This window comes from Fibrobacter sp. UWB11, assembly GCF_900143015.1.
Lineage (GTDB): Bacteria > Fibrobacterota > Fibrobacteria > Fibrobacterales > Fibrobacteraceae > Fibrobacter.
Genome location: NZ_FSRT01000001.1, coordinates 1,695,384 through 1,711,458, shown reverse-complemented (window position 1 = coordinate 1,711,458; position 16,075 = coordinate 1,695,384). Strand labels below are relative to the sequence as shown.

Annotated in this window: 15 protein-coding genes; all 15 read left to right on the top strand. The window is 34.6% G+C overall.

Features of this window, described 5'->3' with window-relative positions:
* Nucleotides 1-141 precede the first annotated feature (141 nt).
* The 15 genes from BUQ91_RS07135 (at nucleotide 142) to BUQ91_RS07065 (ending at nucleotide 16,032) form a co-directional block, all read left to right on the top strand.
* Nucleotides 142-417 carry a hypothetical protein gene (locus tag BUQ91_RS07135; protein ID WP_139299706.1) on the top strand — a complete coding sequence of 92 codons (276 nt, stop codon included), beginning with the start codon at nucleotides 142-144 and terminating at the stop codon, nucleotides 415-417.
* A gap of 56 nt (nucleotides 418-473) precedes the next feature.
* On the top strand, nucleotides 474-701 hold the full coding sequence (locus tag BUQ91_RS07130; RefSeq protein ID WP_139299705.1) for a hypothetical protein: 228 nt from the start codon (nucleotides 474-476) through the stop codon (nucleotides 699-701).
* Nucleotides 702-1,076: 375 nt separating this feature from the next.
* On the top strand, nucleotides 1,077-2,108 hold the full coding sequence (locus BUQ91_RS07125; protein WP_074208679.1) for an NAD-dependent epimerase/dehydratase family protein: 1,032 nt from the start codon (nucleotides 1,077-1,079) through the stop codon (nucleotides 2,106-2,108).
* A 1-nt stretch (nucleotide 2,109) separates the two neighbouring features.
* Nucleotides 2,110-3,021, top strand: a complete 912-nt coding sequence (locus tag BUQ91_RS07120) for a glycosyltransferase family 2 protein (RefSeq protein WP_074208678.1) — start codon at nucleotides 2,110-2,112, stop codon at nucleotides 3,019-3,021.
* Nucleotides 3,022-3,037: 16 nt separating this feature from the next.
* Complete coding sequence (locus tag BUQ91_RS07115) at nucleotides 3,038-4,162, top strand: glycosyltransferase (RefSeq protein WP_074208677.1); 1,125 nt, start codon at nucleotides 3,038-3,040, stop codon at nucleotides 4,160-4,162.
* A 21-nt stretch (nucleotides 4,163-4,183) separates the two neighbouring features.
* Nucleotides 4,184-5,257, top strand: coding sequence for an acyltransferase family protein (locus BUQ91_RS07110; RefSeq protein ID WP_074208676.1), 1,074 nt, complete (start codon nucleotides 4,184-4,186; stop codon nucleotides 5,255-5,257).
* A gap of 49 nt (nucleotides 5,258-5,306) precedes the next feature.
* On the top strand, nucleotides 5,307-6,497 hold the full coding sequence (locus tag BUQ91_RS07105; RefSeq protein WP_074208675.1) for a Coenzyme F420 hydrogenase/dehydrogenase, beta subunit C-terminal domain: 1,191 nt from the start codon (nucleotides 5,307-5,309) through the stop codon (nucleotides 6,495-6,497).
* Between the two features lie 47 nt (nucleotides 6,498-6,544).
* Entirely contained in the window at nucleotides 6,545-7,651 is a 1,107-nt protein-coding gene (locus BUQ91_RS07100; RefSeq protein WP_175566613.1) for a polysaccharide pyruvyl transferase family protein, read from the top strand.
* A gap of 2 nt (nucleotides 7,652-7,653) precedes the next feature.
* Entirely contained in the window at nucleotides 7,654-8,613 is a 960-nt protein-coding gene (locus BUQ91_RS07095) for a glycosyltransferase (protein ID WP_074208673.1), read from the top strand.
* 3 nt (nucleotides 8,614-8,616) lie between these two features.
* On the top strand, nucleotides 8,617-9,939 hold the full coding sequence (locus BUQ91_RS07090; protein WP_074208672.1) for a hypothetical protein: 1,323 nt from the start codon (nucleotides 8,617-8,619) through the stop codon (nucleotides 9,937-9,939).
* Between the two features lie 237 nt (nucleotides 9,940-10,176).
* Nucleotides 10,177-11,160: an acyltransferase family protein gene (locus BUQ91_RS07085; protein ID WP_074208671.1), complete on the top strand. Its 984-nt coding sequence runs from the start codon at nucleotides 10,177-10,179 to the stop codon at nucleotides 11,158-11,160.
* 41 nt (nucleotides 11,161-11,201) lie between these two features.
* Nucleotides 11,202-12,083, top strand: a complete 882-nt coding sequence (locus tag BUQ91_RS07080; RefSeq protein ID WP_074208670.1) for a polysaccharide pyruvyl transferase family protein — start codon at nucleotides 11,202-11,204, stop codon at nucleotides 12,081-12,083.
* 2 nt (nucleotides 12,084-12,085) lie between these two features.
* On the top strand, nucleotides 12,086-13,609 hold the full coding sequence (locus tag BUQ91_RS07075) for a lipopolysaccharide biosynthesis protein (RefSeq protein WP_074208669.1): 1,524 nt from the start codon (nucleotides 12,086-12,088) through the stop codon (nucleotides 13,607-13,609).
* A 24-nt stretch (nucleotides 13,610-13,633) separates the two neighbouring features.
* Nucleotides 13,634-14,842, top strand: a complete 1,209-nt coding sequence (locus tag BUQ91_RS07070; protein ID WP_074208668.1) for a glycosyltransferase — start codon at nucleotides 13,634-13,636, stop codon at nucleotides 14,840-14,842.
* Nucleotides 14,839-16,032 carry a glycosyltransferase gene (locus tag BUQ91_RS07065; RefSeq protein WP_074208667.1) on the top strand — a complete coding sequence of 398 codons (1,194 nt, stop codon included), beginning with the start codon at nucleotides 14,839-14,841 and terminating at the stop codon, nucleotides 16,030-16,032. The genes BUQ91_RS07070 and BUQ91_RS07065 overlap by 4 nt, the downstream gene beginning before the upstream one ends.
* The last annotated feature ends 43 nt before the right edge of the window (nucleotides 16,033-16,075 follow it).

Genomic DNA, 16,075 nt, shown 5'->3' with positions numbered 1-16,075 from the left:
CGGCAATGGTTAGAAATCTTCAAGAACGCACCGAAGGCAAAATGTATTCCGGCAAACGTTGTAGACGAAATCAGGGATGTCTATGAGCGGCTGCTGGTGAAGAATTCGACTAGTGATTTTTTGAAAAAGGTGGTAAATCGTATGCATGACAAGAGAGAATATTGGGCCGGGATTACGACTGCCCGCCGCAGAGGTGAAGCTGAAGGCTTTGCCAAGGGAGAGGCGAAGGGTTTTGCCAAGGGAGAGGCAAAGGGTTTTGCCAAGGGCGAAGCAAAAGGTGAAGCTAAGGGCCTTGCTAAAGGGAAGGCCTTGGGCTTTGTTAAAGGAGAAGCTAAAGGAAAAGCAAAAATTGTAAAATTCCTTCGCTCGAATGGTGCTTCGCCTAAGCTACTTGCTGCAGTCATGGCTTTGAAATAGGGTGTGCTCGCTGGTCAAAGTAAAAACTCCTCAGGGAACAGGCAAAGAATATGGTAATGACAGAAGAAGAACTTGACTATCTCGCCTCGCTGAAAGTCCGTGCCCATGAAGAAGGTTTACAGGAAGGTCTAGAGAAAGGTCTAGAGAAAGGTCTAGAGAAAGGTTTACAACAAGCTTTAGAAAAAGTTGCTCTAGACATGCTAGCCGATAACAAGCCTATCGAGGAAATTGTAAAGTATTCGCATCTTCCTATAGAAAAGGTGCTGGAGCTGCAGAAAAAATAGGACATGGCCGCCTGTCGGCGGCACAATTCCACCCAATCCTAGCTACGTGGTGGGGAACTGCTATTATTGGGTTAATTATCACTTGAAAATATCTCATCCATTTCTTATATTTTTCATATTGTTTAAGCGTTTTTGGCGTTTTGAACGAAATAATGGGCTTTTGTCAATTCTTGTGATCAAATGCTTGAACTAGAGGTGATTGTCGATGCTGATGGGTGTCTTGTTGTTTTTGAACCAGTGGTGCCAGAAGTTCCTTGGCGTAAGGAATCTGATGGTCCGTGGTATCCCGTTGGCTTGTGATTGTAAAGTAGATTTTATGCCATGTGTGGTGAGTGAACTTTTTGCAGATAAAAGTTGGGAGGCATAGGGGAGCTTATGGACTTTAATAACTTCATAATCTTTGGTGGATGTGGGTTTATTGGAACGCACATGGCGAATCTACTTCGCGAAAAATACCCTAACGCAAAAGTTTATATCGCCGATTTGCTTGCCGACGAATCCTCCCAGAAAAGTCATTGCGAGGAGCCTAAAGGCAACGAAGCAATCTGTTACCAGAAAGTCGATGTGCGTAACCCCATCGATATGCAAGGCGAGTTTGGCAAAGATACCCTGATTTTCAACTTTGCGGCTATCCACCGCACTCCTGGGCATCCGGATTACGCCTACTTTGAGACGAACATCCGTGGTGCGGAAAATGTCTGCGATTTTGCACGCAAGCACGGCATTGAAAACATCGTTTTTACCAGCAGTATTGCTCCCTATGGCGCTGCGGAAGAACTGAAAACTGAAGAAACTTTGCCGACCCCTAATACGCCTTATGGAATTTCGAAGTTGGTTGCTGAAAAAATTCATCGCGAATGGACTGCAGAAAATGAAAGTCGCAGGCTTTCTATCGTGCGTCCGGGAATTGTATTCGGAACAGGCGAGCACGGCAACATGACCCGTCTTTATAAGGGCTTGAAAAGTCATAAGTTTGCCTACGCCGGTCGCAAGGATACTATCAAGGCTTGCATTTATGTGAAAGACCTTGTACGAATCATGCTTGAAATGGCCGAGAAAGCTGCTTCTTGTCATTCCGGGCTTGACCCGGAATCTAGGGTACAGTTATTCAACTGCTGCTATTACCCGTCGTTTACCATCGAACAAATTGCTAACACCATGCTCAAAGCAACGGAAATGAAACGCTATATTCCGTTTATCCCGCATAAACCGATGATGGCCGCTGCAACCGTTTGCGGAATGCTCGGAGGGCTTGGTCTTGGAATTTGTCCTGCCCGCGTGAAAAAGCTCATGGTGAGTACCAATATCGACGGACAAAAACTTGCACAAAATTACCCGCTTTCTTATTCGCTTGAAGATGCCTTCCGCGATTGGTATAAGGACTGTAACGGGAAGGGATTGGAATAAGGTGAAGATTAGTCTCATCATACCTACGCTTAATGCTGGAAAATTCATAGAACCGTTGCTAAAGCGACTTAAGGAACAGACTGTTTCTATTGATGAAATTGTCATTGTTGATTCTGCTTCTGATGATGACACCGTGGCGAAGGCTATGAATTTTGATGGGGTAAAAGTAATCTCCATTGATCGTAAAAATTTTAATCATGGCGGTACTAGGGATTTAGCTATTCAGCACACTTCCGGTGACTTTATTTTATGCCTTACGCAAGATGCTTTGCCGTGTGATGCTCGTTATGTGGAACGCTTGATAGCTCCTTTTGCCGAGGATGAAAAAATAGCAATGGCGAGTGGACGTCAAGTTCCTCGTGAAGATGCTAGTCCTATCGAAAAGCTAACCCGCGAATTTAATTATCCCGAAGTATGCTTTGTTCGTAGCAAAGATGATATTCCCCGTTTGGGCGTAAAGACTTTTTTTGCCTCGGATTGTTGCTCTGCATTTCGTCGTACTGCTTATGAGGCTATTGGAGGCTTTGACAAGCATATTCTTATTAACGAGGATATGAAAATTGCAGCACAGTTCATTTATGCAGGCTACAAAATCGCATACGTTGGGACTGCTGGTGTATGGCATTCGCATAATTACAGTTTAAAGCAACAGTATACTAGAAATTTCGATGTGTCTGCCTTCATGACTATGCATCCTGAATTGTTTGCAAATATTTCGGCAACATCTGAAGGCATAAAGATGGTCAAGTGGGTTGAAAAGAAGTTGTTGTCGCAAGGACGCCTGTTTAGCGCTGCCTATTATATTATTGAAAGCGGTGTAAAGTTCTTAGCGAATCGCAGGGGGCGTAAGTTTAAAAAAATGAGTTTACCTCAATTACGTAAAGCTTCTATGCATAAAAATTATTGGGTGTAAGAGGTTTGGTGCTAAGATGACTTTAAAAAAAATAAAAGTTTGCTATGTAATTTCATCTTTAAGTAATCAGGGGCCTCCAAATGTATTGTACAATATCATTCAATACATGAATTTTGATCAATTTGATGTATCCATTATCACTTTGGTAGAAGAACAATCCATTTCTAGAATAGATGAATTTCGAAATTTGCCTATATCCGTATATCAAATATGTCCTGTAGGGATTCCTTCGCCTATAAAAATGTTCAGGGATTTAAAAAAGAAGGTCTTAGAAATAGATCCGGATATTTTACATACGCATTGCCCACGATCCATGTTTCTTGTTCCTTTTTTACCCCAAAAGTACAAGAAAATGGAAACCGTACATATTTTTCCTGGAGAACAGCAAAAAGTTATGTACGGTAAAATCAAGGGTCAAGCCGTTATTTGGCTTAGTCATTTTTTCACGAAAAGAATGGATTTGCCTATAGCTTGTTCAGAAAGCGTTGCTGCAAGTTATAAAAAAGAACAGGATTTTTCAATGAAAGCGATTCCAAATGGATGTTCGCTTCCTATATGGGAAAAAAATTTAGCTTATAAGCAGAATATGAGAGAACGTTTAGGGCTAAAACAGAACTTGCGTTATTTCATTTTTGTTGGTCGTTTTTCAAAGGAAAAAAATCCCGATATCATTTTATCGGCTTTCAAGAAACTTCAATCAGAGTATGATAATGTTGGTTTGATATTATTAGGCAATGGTAATTTATTTGATGATATAAAAAAACAGGAAAATGAGAAAATTTGTGTCCCCGGATTTAAGTCGAATGTTTATGATTATCTTATAGCATCTGATTTTTACATTTCTGCATCGGATGTAGAAGGTTTAGCTAATACCCTTTTAGAAAGTATGACAGTAGGCTTACCTTGTGTTCTTAGCGATATTCCTTCGCATAGGGAAGTTCTTTCAAAAGCGTCAGAAACTATTGGTTTTTTATTTAACAATAAAAATCAGCAAGAAGTGGAAAATGCTATGCGAAACATTTTGAACATCAATGTAGATGTCGCATCTAAACATATACAAACGCTGTTCTCAAAATATTATACAGCGAAACATATGAGCGAATTATATCAAAATGAATATAGACAACTTGCTTGCAATTAGAATATTTTTGAGGAATGAAACATGCTGAATCAACAAGAATCTCGGTCTATTTCTTCGCTTAAAGTGATTTTTTGTTTTTTGATAATTTTATTGCACGCTCATTATCACATTCCAAGTGTAGAATCCGTGTCAGATGTTGGTAGCTTTGTATATGAATTGCAAAAATTTATTAGAGAGTATTTTTCAACATTCTTAGCAGACCTTGCTATTCCTGGTTTTGCCTTAATCTCAGGATATTTATTCTTTGCAACCGCAGAATTTTCCAAAGAAGCCTACAATAAGAAAATAAAAAATAGAGTGTTTACCTTGCTTATTCCTTATATTGTATGGAATTTGATTGTCTTTGCAGGAGATGTTGCTCTTGCTTTCTTAGGAAAGAATAATTTGGTAAACAACACAGAATGGGATTTTTTGAATGTACTAAATATCTTTTGGAGCATAAAAGGGAATGGTGCCGGAACATGCCCTTATAATGGACCTTTGTGGTATATTAGGGATTTGTTCATTCTTTGTCTTTTAACTCCAGTTATTTATCCGTTACTTAAGAGTCGTTTTTTCAAATATATTTTTGGAGTAGCTCTTTTGGTTGCTCTGTTTGTCAATATTCCCTACGTCTATTATCATGAGCGAATCTTTACGATATACTTTTGCCTTGGCGCTTTTTTTGCAGTGAACCAAATCAAGCTGTTTTCTTTCAGTAATTGTGTAAATAAAATTTTACTAACGGGGGGGGTCGCAAATATGCTTTACTTTATTGATTATTTCGGATGGATGAATTTCTCTGCAATTCCGCTGAAACAAATCTTTGTACTTTGTGCTTTATTGGTATTCCCGTCTATTGCTCTTAAATATTTGCAAAATGAAAAAATAGTAGGACTTGCTTCAGGCACATTCTTTATCTATTGTATGCATAATTCTTTTTTGTCAGTGTTGGGACCTCTAATTAAAGGGCAGAGTTCTGTTGTATATTTACTCTATTATCTTTTGCTTCCTGTATTAGATTTTGCAACAGGATATGTACTATATTTAGGCATAAAAAAACTAAACAATCCTATATTGAATTTATGTTTGATTGGTAAGAAAAAATCTTGCTAATGGTTCAGATGTTGTAACAACATGAAGTTTAATTATAGGAAATCGGTACATGTGTATAACCATCCAAAAAAAAGAATACTGTTGCGGCTGTTCCGCTTGTGCTAACGCGTGTCCTAAAAAATGCATAGATATGCAATTTGATGATGAAGGATTTCTTTATCCTGTGGTCGATTCTACAAAATGCATTGAATGTGGATTGTGTACAAAAATATGTCCTATACAGAATCCGTGCCATTTAAAAGAAAATATTCCTTTATCATATGTCGTTCAAAACAAAAATAGCCATGTTCGAAAAGAGTCTTCTTCTGGTGGAATGTTTTCCGTTTTAGCGGAATATGTCTTGGCAAAGCAGGGAATTGTTTTCGGGGCTGCATATGACGATAATTTTGTTGTAAAACACATTGGCATAGAGTCTGTTGCAGATTTGTATAAGCTTCGCGGTTCAAAATATGTTCAAAGTGAAGTTGGGGAAACATTCCGTAAAGCGAAAGAATGTTTGGAAAATGGCAGATGGGTTTGCTATAGCGGAACTCCTTGCCAGATAGCTGGTTTAAAAAACTTTTTGAAGAAGAATTACGAAAAACTTTTACTTATAGATATTGTTTGTCATGGAACTCCATCCCCGATGTTGTTTAAAAAATATGTAGAATACCACACTAGGACGGAAGGTCCTTTGAAAAATATCTACTTCCGCAATAAAGAATTTGGATATGCAGGTTCTACGATGGCTTTGGAATTTAAGTCGGGGAAAAAAAGATTTACTGGCCAGGATGTCCATTTCTTCAAGGAATCTTTTTTCAGAGATTTGTCGACACGACCATCATGCTATCAATGTAGGTTTAAAACAATAAATCGAGTTTCTGATTTTACGTTGTTTGATTGCTGGAGTGTAAATACATTCAAAAAAGAAATGGATGATGACAAGGGTACAACATCCGTATTGATTCATTCTCAGAAAGGGCTGGAAATTTTTGACGAATTATCTGACAAAATTGAAGGTGTTCAGGTTGATTTTGATTTACTGAAAAAAGATAGTGGAAGCATGATTGAAGGCCGAATAAAGATGAATCCCTTAAGGGATGAATTTTTTAAGGATGCGGTCAACTTCACCATTCCAGAAATGATAAAAAATTACACGCCCTTGACTATGAAAAAGAGATGTATCCAGGCAATAAAGCCAATTCTAAACAGATTTAAGGTGTTACACGTTATAAAGCGTAAAGTAGGAAAATTATTATGAAAAAAATAGGCCTTGTGATGTGCTATCGGCATCATAATTATGGGAGCATGCTTCAATCATTCGCTTTACAACATGTATTTCAAAAGAATAATATTCCTTTTGAATGTGTGAGATTTATTCCCAAATTTTCGTTTAAAACGTTTTTTTCTAAAATTCCTCTTTTTTTTATAAAAAGTGCCCGAAAAATGAAAATGGAAATGCTTTCTAAAAGTGTGTATTTGCATTTCATGGCCTCTCGCAAAATGAAAGATTCTTTTTTGCAAAGAAATTTGAAATTTGATGAATTCTCACAAAGAAATTTTTTCGAATCCAAAGAGTTGCATACTCACGAGGAATTGAGAGAATATTCTAAATCTCTAAAAAGCGTGATTTTGGGAAGTGACCAAGTGCTTCATCCTATAAATTTGGGTGCTCATTTTTATGATTTAAGTTGGGTTGATGAATCAGTTCCGAAGTACGCATATGCTTCGAGTTTTGGGGTTTCTAAAATTCCGTTGATACAAAAATCTTATACAAAAAGATATCTTTCCCGTTTTGCCAAGATGTCTTTGCGTGAAAAAAGTGGCGTTGAAATTGTTCAGTCTTTGACTGGAAAAAATTACGAACGGACGCTTGATCCAACGCTACTTCTATGCGCTCAGGAATGGTCTGAAGTATTTCATCTTACATCATCAGCTTCAGAACAGCCTTATATTTTTTGTTATTTTTTGGGAAAGAATAAAAAACATCGTGAATTTGCAAAAGAACTGCAGAAAAAAACTGGTTATCGAATTATAAATCCGGTTCACTTGGACTCGTATAACCCCGAAGACGATTCTTTTGGCGATGAACATCCGTTTAACGTTGGACCATCAGAGTTTGTCCAATTAATAAAAGGAGCATCGTATGTATGCACTGATTCTTTTCATGGAACCGTTTTCTCGCTGCTTTTTGCTAAAAAAGTTGCTGTATTTAATCGATACAATGTTGGATCCAGTGCTTCCGCAAATTCAAGAATTCAGAACTTGTTTGATTTGGCTCAAATTGAAAATAATGTTAAAACGGTTGATGATTTAATCCGTCTTGCACCTCTTGGGTGTTCTTTTGATGAAAAAATTATGGTTCATCGTGCAAAATCTTTGGAATATCTGCAGAAAATTGCAGGGAGTAACTGATTATGTCAGAGAATAATTGCGAAGTCTCCGTTGTAATTGTATGTATGAACAATACTGGCTATCTATTTCCATGCCTTGATAGCTTGTATAGTACAACAAAAAAAAGAACTTTTGAGACAATCGTTGTCGCTTACATGTTTTCAAAGGATAACTTGACTGCACTTAAGGACAAATATCCGCAAGTTACCATTATAGAGAATAATGAAATTAAAGGCTTTTCGGAAAATAACAACTTGGCGTTGAGACTGGCTCATGGAAAATATGCACTAGTTTTGAACGATGATACTTATTTTACTGATGCTCTGATAGATACTCTTGTGGATGATATTGAAAAACTTCCTCAAGATGTCGCAATAATAAGCCCGACAATAGAACACATTAATTTGAAAAAAAATGCAAAAGGAAAAATGCCAATGGATTCCTATTGGCGTTATATAGGAAGTATTTTTCGAATAAATTTCCCAAGAAGCAAAAAAGATTTGTCGTATATTAACGGAAATGGCATTTTCCAAACCTATAACATTTCTGGTTGTGTATTCCTGATAAAAATGAACATTTTTAGGGATGAAGGTTTCTTTGACGAGCAATACTTCTTTGGCCCGGAAGATATTGCTTTGTCTACTCGGTTGAATAAAAAAGGCTACAAATGCTACGTTGATTCTGATGTAAAAATTACTCATTTGCAGGGAGCCACCTTTGGAAAAACTAGCGTGGCGACTTATCCTGCCGCTGTAATGGGACGCCTTATTTTGATATGTGGTAATTCCTTGCTAAAATGGTTTGTTGCTCGTTGTTGTTACACTTTGGTTTTAACGCTTACAATAGCAGTCTATTCTTTAATTGAATTTTTTAAAAAGACCGAAATGCAGACTATTAAGAAGATTCGTTATAAAAATTTATTGAGCGTTCTTTGGACGAGTAAAACACCGAAAGATGTGTTTACGATGTTTTATGGGAAATAATAGATGAATTTTTTCCTTTTAATCGCAATACCGCTTCTTGGTTATTCCCTACGAAATTACCATAAGGCATTTTTGTGGTATTTTCTTTTTCGCATATTCTTGTCTAATTTTGTTCCCTTTTTGGCAATTGCAGGACTTCCTCAAATTAGAATGAGCCTTGTTTGTGATGCTTGGTTTATTTTTTTACCTATATTGCGATATTTAATAAAGGCTAATGGCAAAATTGTAATTCCTCGATTGTTGCCTATATTTAAACCCTTTGCTTGGATGATCTTTTTAATTTTATTTTCTTCTATAGTATCATTTTTGCCTTTTTTTAATTCTATAAATAGTGCTGTCTTAGAATGTATTAGTTCTTATATTTTCCCGTTACTTTTTTTTGCAGAAATAAAACAATCGGAAGATTTAAAGTTTATCATTAAGGGGCTAATGGTTGTTTCTATAATTGCTGCGATATATGGGGCTTTTGAAGCTTTTATGTTCCGTTTCATGAATCCGTTGGTTCTTTATGAACAATCTCTTAATCCAAATAATATAGACCCTTTATGGGTCTATGAAACCCTTGCTAGAGGTAGTCGAGGAAGGGTTTCTTCAATATTTGCTCATGCAATCGGATGTGGGTGTACAATGGCTATTTTTACAGTATTCTTTTTGTATATCAAAGGCGCTCACGAAAAATATATAGCTTCAAATAAGCTCTACTATGCGGCTGTTTTTTCTTCAATTCTTTTAGTAGGCTTATGTAATTGTCGTTCCCCCTATCCGTTGTTGCTGATATCCCTTTTGGCATTATGGAATTTTAGGCCTTTTCTTAGACTTGCTACATCAGGGATAATTTTACTTGTTGTATTTCACTCGGAACTATCCTCATTTATAGATGTTTTTCTTAGCATTTTTGATAAGAATATAGAACAACAAATGGGAGGTGGCTCAAATGTGGAAATGCGGACAGAACAATTTGAAGCTCTTATCAGGGCTTGGCTCTCTGGAAATCCAATAATTGGTGAGGGGGCCTATGCAACAAGATATTGGCTCGAAAGAAAGATTGGTTTGTTGGGCGGTGAATCAATATGGATAAGTCTTTTGTTAGAAACGGGATTGTTAGGATGTTTTTTTTATTTGTATATTATGAAAAATTTGGTGACCTTAGGGCAGGGATATGGAAAAAGATTGATTTTTTTCTTTGTAGTGGGTTGGATCGTCATGAAAACTGCCACATCTACTCCGGGGCTTGACGATTCATTATTTTTCATGATTATGTTCTGTATTGCAAAAATGGATATGAAACTTTTTCCTGAAAAATGCGAATTAAAGTCTTTTAAATAATAAAACCGCTATTTGAAGCTTTTAAGGATGCTTATAATGAAAAAAATATAAACGATAAAAAAATAAAAGATTTTGATGTTGAATTTGAATAACGCAAAAAAACATTGTTTCTATAAAATGTTAAATTGCAATTGCTTTGAATTGTTAAAAAATAATTGTTAAGGTTGTTGTATTGAGAAGTTTTATTTATTAGATCTTTCATTATTTGTTATGATAATTTTTTAGGAGCACATATCGATGGATATTTTAGAAAAAAAAGAAGGTGTTGAATTTCTGCGAATATGTATGATGCTATTGATTGTTTTTTTACACATCAGCGGACGATTCCCTGCTGATATATCGGATCCGTTAACATATTCTTTATATCATTTTTTTCGATCTTTTGCTTTTGTTAGTGTGTCGGGTTTTGCTTTCATTTCTGGATATTTTGGTATTAATTGGAAATTAATTAAGTTTGTCAGAATGGAATTTGTTGCAATTACTATGGGGTTATTACTTGTTTGCATTAAATTTGTTGTTTTTTCAGAATTTTGTATTAGAGATTTGTTTTGTGCGTTAACACCAATAATGTCTAGAAATTGCTGGTATTTTAGCGCTTATATGTTACTTATGCTTTTGGCGCCCTTTCTTAATAACGAAATTGTTTTTAAAAATTCTAGATTGTTAAAAGTTATTATCTTGTTATTATCTATTTTTGTCTATATTGGTGTTTTTTTATATAAACATGATGGAACGACTGTTGTGTATTTAATAATGGTGTATTTATTGGGTAGATACTTTTTTTTCTATACGATTGAATTTTTAAAAAAAAATGTATGTTTGATTGGGGGGGGGGCTTTATTATTTAATGGAGCTATTGCATTGTTGTGCGTGTATGGAAATATACCGGATAATGTTTTTTCAAGGTTTTGTAATAATCATAATCCTTTGTTAATCATTGCTGCTATTAGTTTATTTTTTGTTGCTTTTAAAATAAAAACAAATATTCACTATTCTAGATTATCGAAATATATGTTGTCTGTGTATTTAGCTCATGGAATTGCTCTTCATATGAATCTAATTCCTTTGAATTTCTTGCAATCCATACCGTTTTTTCCAAAAATTTTGATTTATGTAGTGGTTGTTTTTAGTGCTTCTATATTTTGTGAAATTGTGAGAAATAAAATTTTTTCACTTTTTGAAGAGCGTGTTATGAAAATTGTTTGCAAAAATGGAACGTAGTGAATATATTATTTTCTTTTAATTCTTTGGAGTACTTTAATATGTCAAAAAAAATTTTTTTTGCAAGATGCAATAATTTTGGTGATGAATTGAATTCTGTAATATTTAACTCATATTCAAAAGAGCGTGTTTCGCTCTCGTATGATGTTGCCAAAATTGATTACATTGGAATAGGCTCAATATTAGATGCTAGCTTACTTACTTATGCACCTCAAAAAGATGTAAAAACTCATATAAAAAATATCATTAAAAGATTGAGAGTACTTTTCTCTTTTAAACCATTGATTACATTAGGGGCCGGAATTTCTTTCCAATATGATAATTCACTAAATTTACGTTTTGTAAGAAAAATGCAGTTTCCTATTGTTAGAGGAGCTCTTTCTGCAGACATTCTTAAGAAAAGCGGTTATTTGAAAAATGATAATATAGTTCTTGGTGATGTTGGCTTGTTGGCATCAGACATATTGTCTCAAAAAGCAATAAAAAAATATTCTTTGGGTGTTGTTCCTCATTTCCGAGATTTGGATAATCCTTTGATTTGGAAAATTATAGAAAAAACACCTAAAAGTATATGCGTTAATGTTCAAGATTCTCCTGTTGATGTTGTTAAGAAAATTGCCGAATGCGAAAGAATTGTTTCGACATCACTTCATGGATTAATTGTTGCTGATAGTTTGCATATTCCTAATATGTGGTTAGAAAATCCTTGGGTTCATTATGAACGTCCTATTAATAGTTATCGTTTTAAATATAAAGATTATTATAGTGCGTTAGGACTAAATAGTATGCTTCCTATTGATATAATTGATTATTTGGAAAACTTTAATCTAGATGACATAAATAGACTTTATAAAATATCTCCTGAAACGATAGAGAATAAAAAAACAGAAATACGTAAAATATTAAACGAAATTTTTAAGTAAGAATGCAAGCTTCCAATAAAAAAATAGTTAAGAATACAATTACTTTATATTTACGACAGTTCCTTGTACTGACGGTTTCTCTTTACACATATCGTATTATTTTGGCGAATTTAGGTGTAACTGATTTTGGTATTTATAATGTAGTTGGCGGTGTAGTTGCTATGTTCTCTTTGTTGAGTAATTCTATGGCTACAGCGACGAATAGATTTTTATCTTTTGATTTAGGACGGGGAGATTTTGTTCAATTAAAAAAAACATTTAATTTAACGTTTGTTGCTTATTTATGTGCATCTGTTTTTTTGATTATCCTTGCGGAAACTGTTGGAGCGTGGTTTGTTTCAAATAAATTGGTTATCCCAGAAGTGAGAATAAACGCTGCATTTATTGTTTATCAATTTGCTATAGTATCTTTTATTCTTACGATATGTACTATTCCTTGTACTGCTATGATCATTGCTCATGAGAATATGTCTGTATATGCATATGTTAGTATTTTTGATGTAATCTCAAAGTTAATTATAGCTTTTTTAATAAAATACTCATCTGTAGATAAACTTGTTTTGTATGGCCTTTTAATAACAATTTCTACATTTGCTGTCTCTTTGTATTATTGGTGCTATTGTTATGTGAAATATAAAGAGTGCCATTTGTCTTTTTTTTGGGATAAAAAAAAGTTTTTTCAAATATTCTCATTTGCTGGGTGGAACCTTTTTGGTGCTGCATCAGGTTTGGTTAAGGGACAAGGAATAAATGTGTTGCTAAATCTTTTTTTTGGCCCTGTTGTAAATGCAGCTCGCGCTATAGCGATGCAAGTAAATCATTCTGTTTGCTTATTTGCTCAAAACTTTTTTACAGCAGTTCAACCTCAGATTATAAAGAATTATGCTAATAAGGAAAGTGAAAAAATGCTTTTGTTGGTGTATAGATCAGGTAAAATGACTTTCTGTTTAATGTTGTTAGTTGTTATGCCCCTATTTCTTGAAATGCCGATGATTCTCAATTTATGGTTGAATGAGGTTCCTGAAGGTACTATAATTTTTGCTCGTTTAGTGCTTATCGAATCATTAATAGAATCTATGAGTTATCCCATAGGAACTGCATTGAATGCCACAGGAAGAATAAAGGTTTACCAGATTGTTGTTGGAACCATTCAAATAATGAACTTCCCTTTTAGCTATGTTGCTTTATGTTATGGAGCTCCAGCTTATATAGTTATGGTTTTGTCTATTATTATTTCAATAGGGGCCTTTGTTGCTCGACTTCTTATCTTAAAAAGAAATATGTCTTTTTCTGTATCTTCTTATTTGAAATCGGTTGTGCTATTTTCATTTATAATGTTAGTGATTACATCTATAATTCCTTGTATAGAAAACTATGTACTTTCAAATAGCTTTGGACGTTTGGTCCTAACAATATTATCTTCAAGTTTGATAATTGTATTATTTTTCTTGTTTAAAGGGCTTAACAAACAAGAAAGGAAAGTTTTGTTAAGTTCAATTAAACAAAAAGTGTCGAGGATAAAATGAAGTGGGGGATTACTTATATGAGGAATGATTGGTAACTTCGGTTTATTTAAAGTGTACATGGAAAAGAAGGATAGATATATGAATATCTTGTATATGATGCGATATTGGCCTGTTTATGGTGGTGGCGAAACTGTTACTGCTACTTTGGCGAACGAATTTGTCCGCCGTGGTCATAATGTTTTTGCATCCTATTTGAATTACAAAACAACTGATCCGATGCCATATCAATTAAATGAATCTATTGGCATGATTGAAATCCCGTCGTACGATGTAAATGATTCCGCTTCACTAGAGTTATATCATAATTTTTTAAAAGAGAATAAAATCGATTTGATTATAAATCAATGGGGTAATACATTCTTTGCTCGTAAGGCTATTGGCGATTTGCCGGTGAAATTAATTCGGTGCTGGCATCAAGAAGTTATTCCCAAATTTGACGATAGACATAGTAAGATTAAAAATTTTTTCAATGACCATTTTCATTCCATATATGCATGGAGAGAAAAAAAGAACTATCTTCGAATGCACAAAAAAGAAATAGATACTTGTGATAAGTATGTTTTTCTTGCAGATTCCTTTTTAAATGATTTTAAACATTTTTCCCATAATTATAAGGTGCATAGGTTGGGTGCAATTTCTAATCCGTTGACATACACTGAATATTTTGATATGGCGAATTATGAGCAAAAGGAAAAAATTGTCCTTTTTGTAGGTCGAATGTTAGAGCATCCTAAGCGTATGTCTTATCTGCTTAGAATATGGAAAGAGGTTTGCTTTGATTTAGAATTCTCGGATTGGAAACTTATCATGGTTGGTGATGGACCTGATTTTTCTAAAACGAAGGAAATGGCCGAAAAGATGGGACTAAAAAATATTGTGATGAATGGTAAATTTGAAAACCCTAGACCTTACTATAACAGAGCTTCGGTATTTTTGATGACTTCTGCTAGTGAAGGTTTTGGAATGACCCTTTTGGAGTCGCAACAATACGCATGTGTCCCTATGGCGATGGACACATATGGTAGTCTACATGAGATTGTCAAGGATGCGTACAACGGCTTGATTGTCAAGGAAAATGATTTTGAATCCTATGTGTATAGGCTGAAAGAATTAATGCGAAACGAAAATTGGAGGAAAAAACTTGCTGAGAACGGGCTTACTAGTTCTCGTGAATTTTCTCTCCCTAAAATTGCCGATAAATGGGAAGATTTGTTTCGGAGTTTGGTTAAATGAAAAAGAATGCGGTAATTATTGATCCATATTCTCATGGAGCCTATCACGAAGTCATCAACCAATCATATTTGATGATGATATCCGATTTGTATGACCATGTTACTTATGTGGCAGACGGATCTTCTTGTGAAAATATGAAGGCTTTAATGAATAAATGTGGTTTTGATTGTTCGAATGTCGATTTTATTTATAAGGAAACTAAATCGTATTTCGTCAATTTGAAATGCGGAAGCTTGAACTATTTTCAAAAGATACTAATAGTTTCTTGGTTGAACTTTGTTTGGACTCGAAAATACACAAAAGAGGATTGTGATGTTTTTTTTAATGGAAATATTTTCTTAGCACTTTGGTTGTTGCGTTTCTTTGATCGTGGAAAGAATAATCTTTATATAATGTGTCATAGTGAAATGGAAGGTATCGATAAAAAAGAGAATACTGCTATTGTAAATAAATTATTTTTCAATCCCTTTCTTAGAATATCTTTCCGCTACATGGATATTCCATCTAGGTTCCACTTTATTTTATTATCTTCTTTTATGCAGGAATACTTTGCAAGTAGGATTTCGGAAAAAAATAAAAAGAACATCTATTGGATTGATCATGCATATATAAGGCCTTTTGTTGATTGTTCTTTGACGGATGTATCAAAATCCAACGAGTTGTTGGTTGGCATTCCCGCGGCAATCAATAAAGGACGGGGATTAAATGTTTTAAGGGAAATCCTCAAAAAAAATATAGCAGAATCTGTGCTGATACAGTCGATAAGTTTTATAACGGAAAAAATAAATTCGCCACATTTCTGTTCTTTGAATGAATCTGGACGACTTTTGCCATTTGACGAGTATAATCGATTTGTGAATAAGATGGATATCTTATTGTTCCTATATAATAGCGGATCGTATAAATTAACTGCTAGTGGAGCTATATTGGAGGCTATCTGGAATCAGAAACCAATCATAGCTTTGCATAACTATTATTTCGATTATATATTTGAGAAATTTGGACAAATGGGCTTTTTGTGTGATTCTGTTGATGAATTGGTTGATAAAATAAATGAAATCGCTTTGGATAGAACAATTTTGGCAGGTTTTTCTGATAATTTGAAAAAAGCTAAAGAAGCTTTATTGCCTCATAATGTAAAAAAACAACTTGAAGCGATTATCTGCTGTAATCAAGACGAAAAAAACTAGACTGAGTCGAGTATAACTGGTAGCTTATAGAATTGTCTTTCGA

Excerpts from the sequence above, each read along its gene's own strand:
- BUQ91_RS07080 (WP_074208670.1), top strand. The coding sequence starts at position 11,202 with ATGTCAAAAAAAATTTTTTTTGCAAGATGCAATAATTTTGGTGATGAA.
- BUQ91_RS07130 (WP_139299705.1), top strand. The coding sequence starts at position 474 with ATGACAGAAGAAGAACTTGACTATCTCGCCTCGCTGAAAGTCCGTGCC.
- BUQ91_RS07125 (WP_074208679.1), top strand. The coding sequence starts at position 1,077 with ATGGACTTTAATAACTTCATAATCTTTGGTGGATGTGGGTTTATTGGA.
- BUQ91_RS07070 (WP_074208668.1), top strand. The coding sequence starts at position 13,634 with ATGATTGGTAACTTCGGTTTATTTAAAGTGTACATGGAAAAGAAGGAT.
- BUQ91_RS07110 (WP_074208676.1), top strand. The coding sequence starts at position 4,184 with ATGCTGAATCAACAAGAATCTCGGTCTATTTCTTCGCTTAAAGTGATT.
- BUQ91_RS07085 (WP_074208671.1), top strand. The coding sequence starts at position 10,177 with ATGGATATTTTAGAAAAAAAAGAAGGTGTTGAATTTCTGCGAATATGT.
- BUQ91_RS07095 (WP_074208673.1), top strand. The coding sequence starts at position 7,654 with ATGTCAGAGAATAATTGCGAAGTCTCCGTTGTAATTGTATGTATGAAC.
- BUQ91_RS07105 (WP_074208675.1), top strand. The coding sequence starts at position 5,307 with ATGTGTATAACCATCCAAAAAAAAGAATACTGTTGCGGCTGTTCCGCT.
- BUQ91_RS07100 (WP_175566613.1), top strand. The coding sequence starts at position 6,545 with ATGCTTCAATCATTCGCTTTACAACATGTATTTCAAAAGAATAATATT.
- BUQ91_RS07090 (WP_074208672.1), top strand. The coding sequence starts at position 8,617 with ATGAATTTTTTCCTTTTAATCGCAATACCGCTTCTTGGTTATTCCCTA.
- BUQ91_RS07135 (WP_139299706.1), top strand. The coding sequence starts at position 142 with ATGCATGACAAGAGAGAATATTGGGCCGGGATTACGACTGCCCGCCGC.
- BUQ91_RS07075 (WP_074208669.1), top strand. The coding sequence starts at position 12,086 with ATGCAAGCTTCCAATAAAAAAATAGTTAAGAATACAATTACTTTATAT.
- BUQ91_RS07065 (WP_074208667.1), top strand. The coding sequence starts at position 14,839 with ATGAAAAAGAATGCGGTAATTATTGATCCATATTCTCATGGAGCCTAT.
- BUQ91_RS07115 (WP_074208677.1), top strand. The coding sequence starts at position 3,038 with ATGACTTTAAAAAAAATAAAAGTTTGCTATGTAATTTCATCTTTAAGT.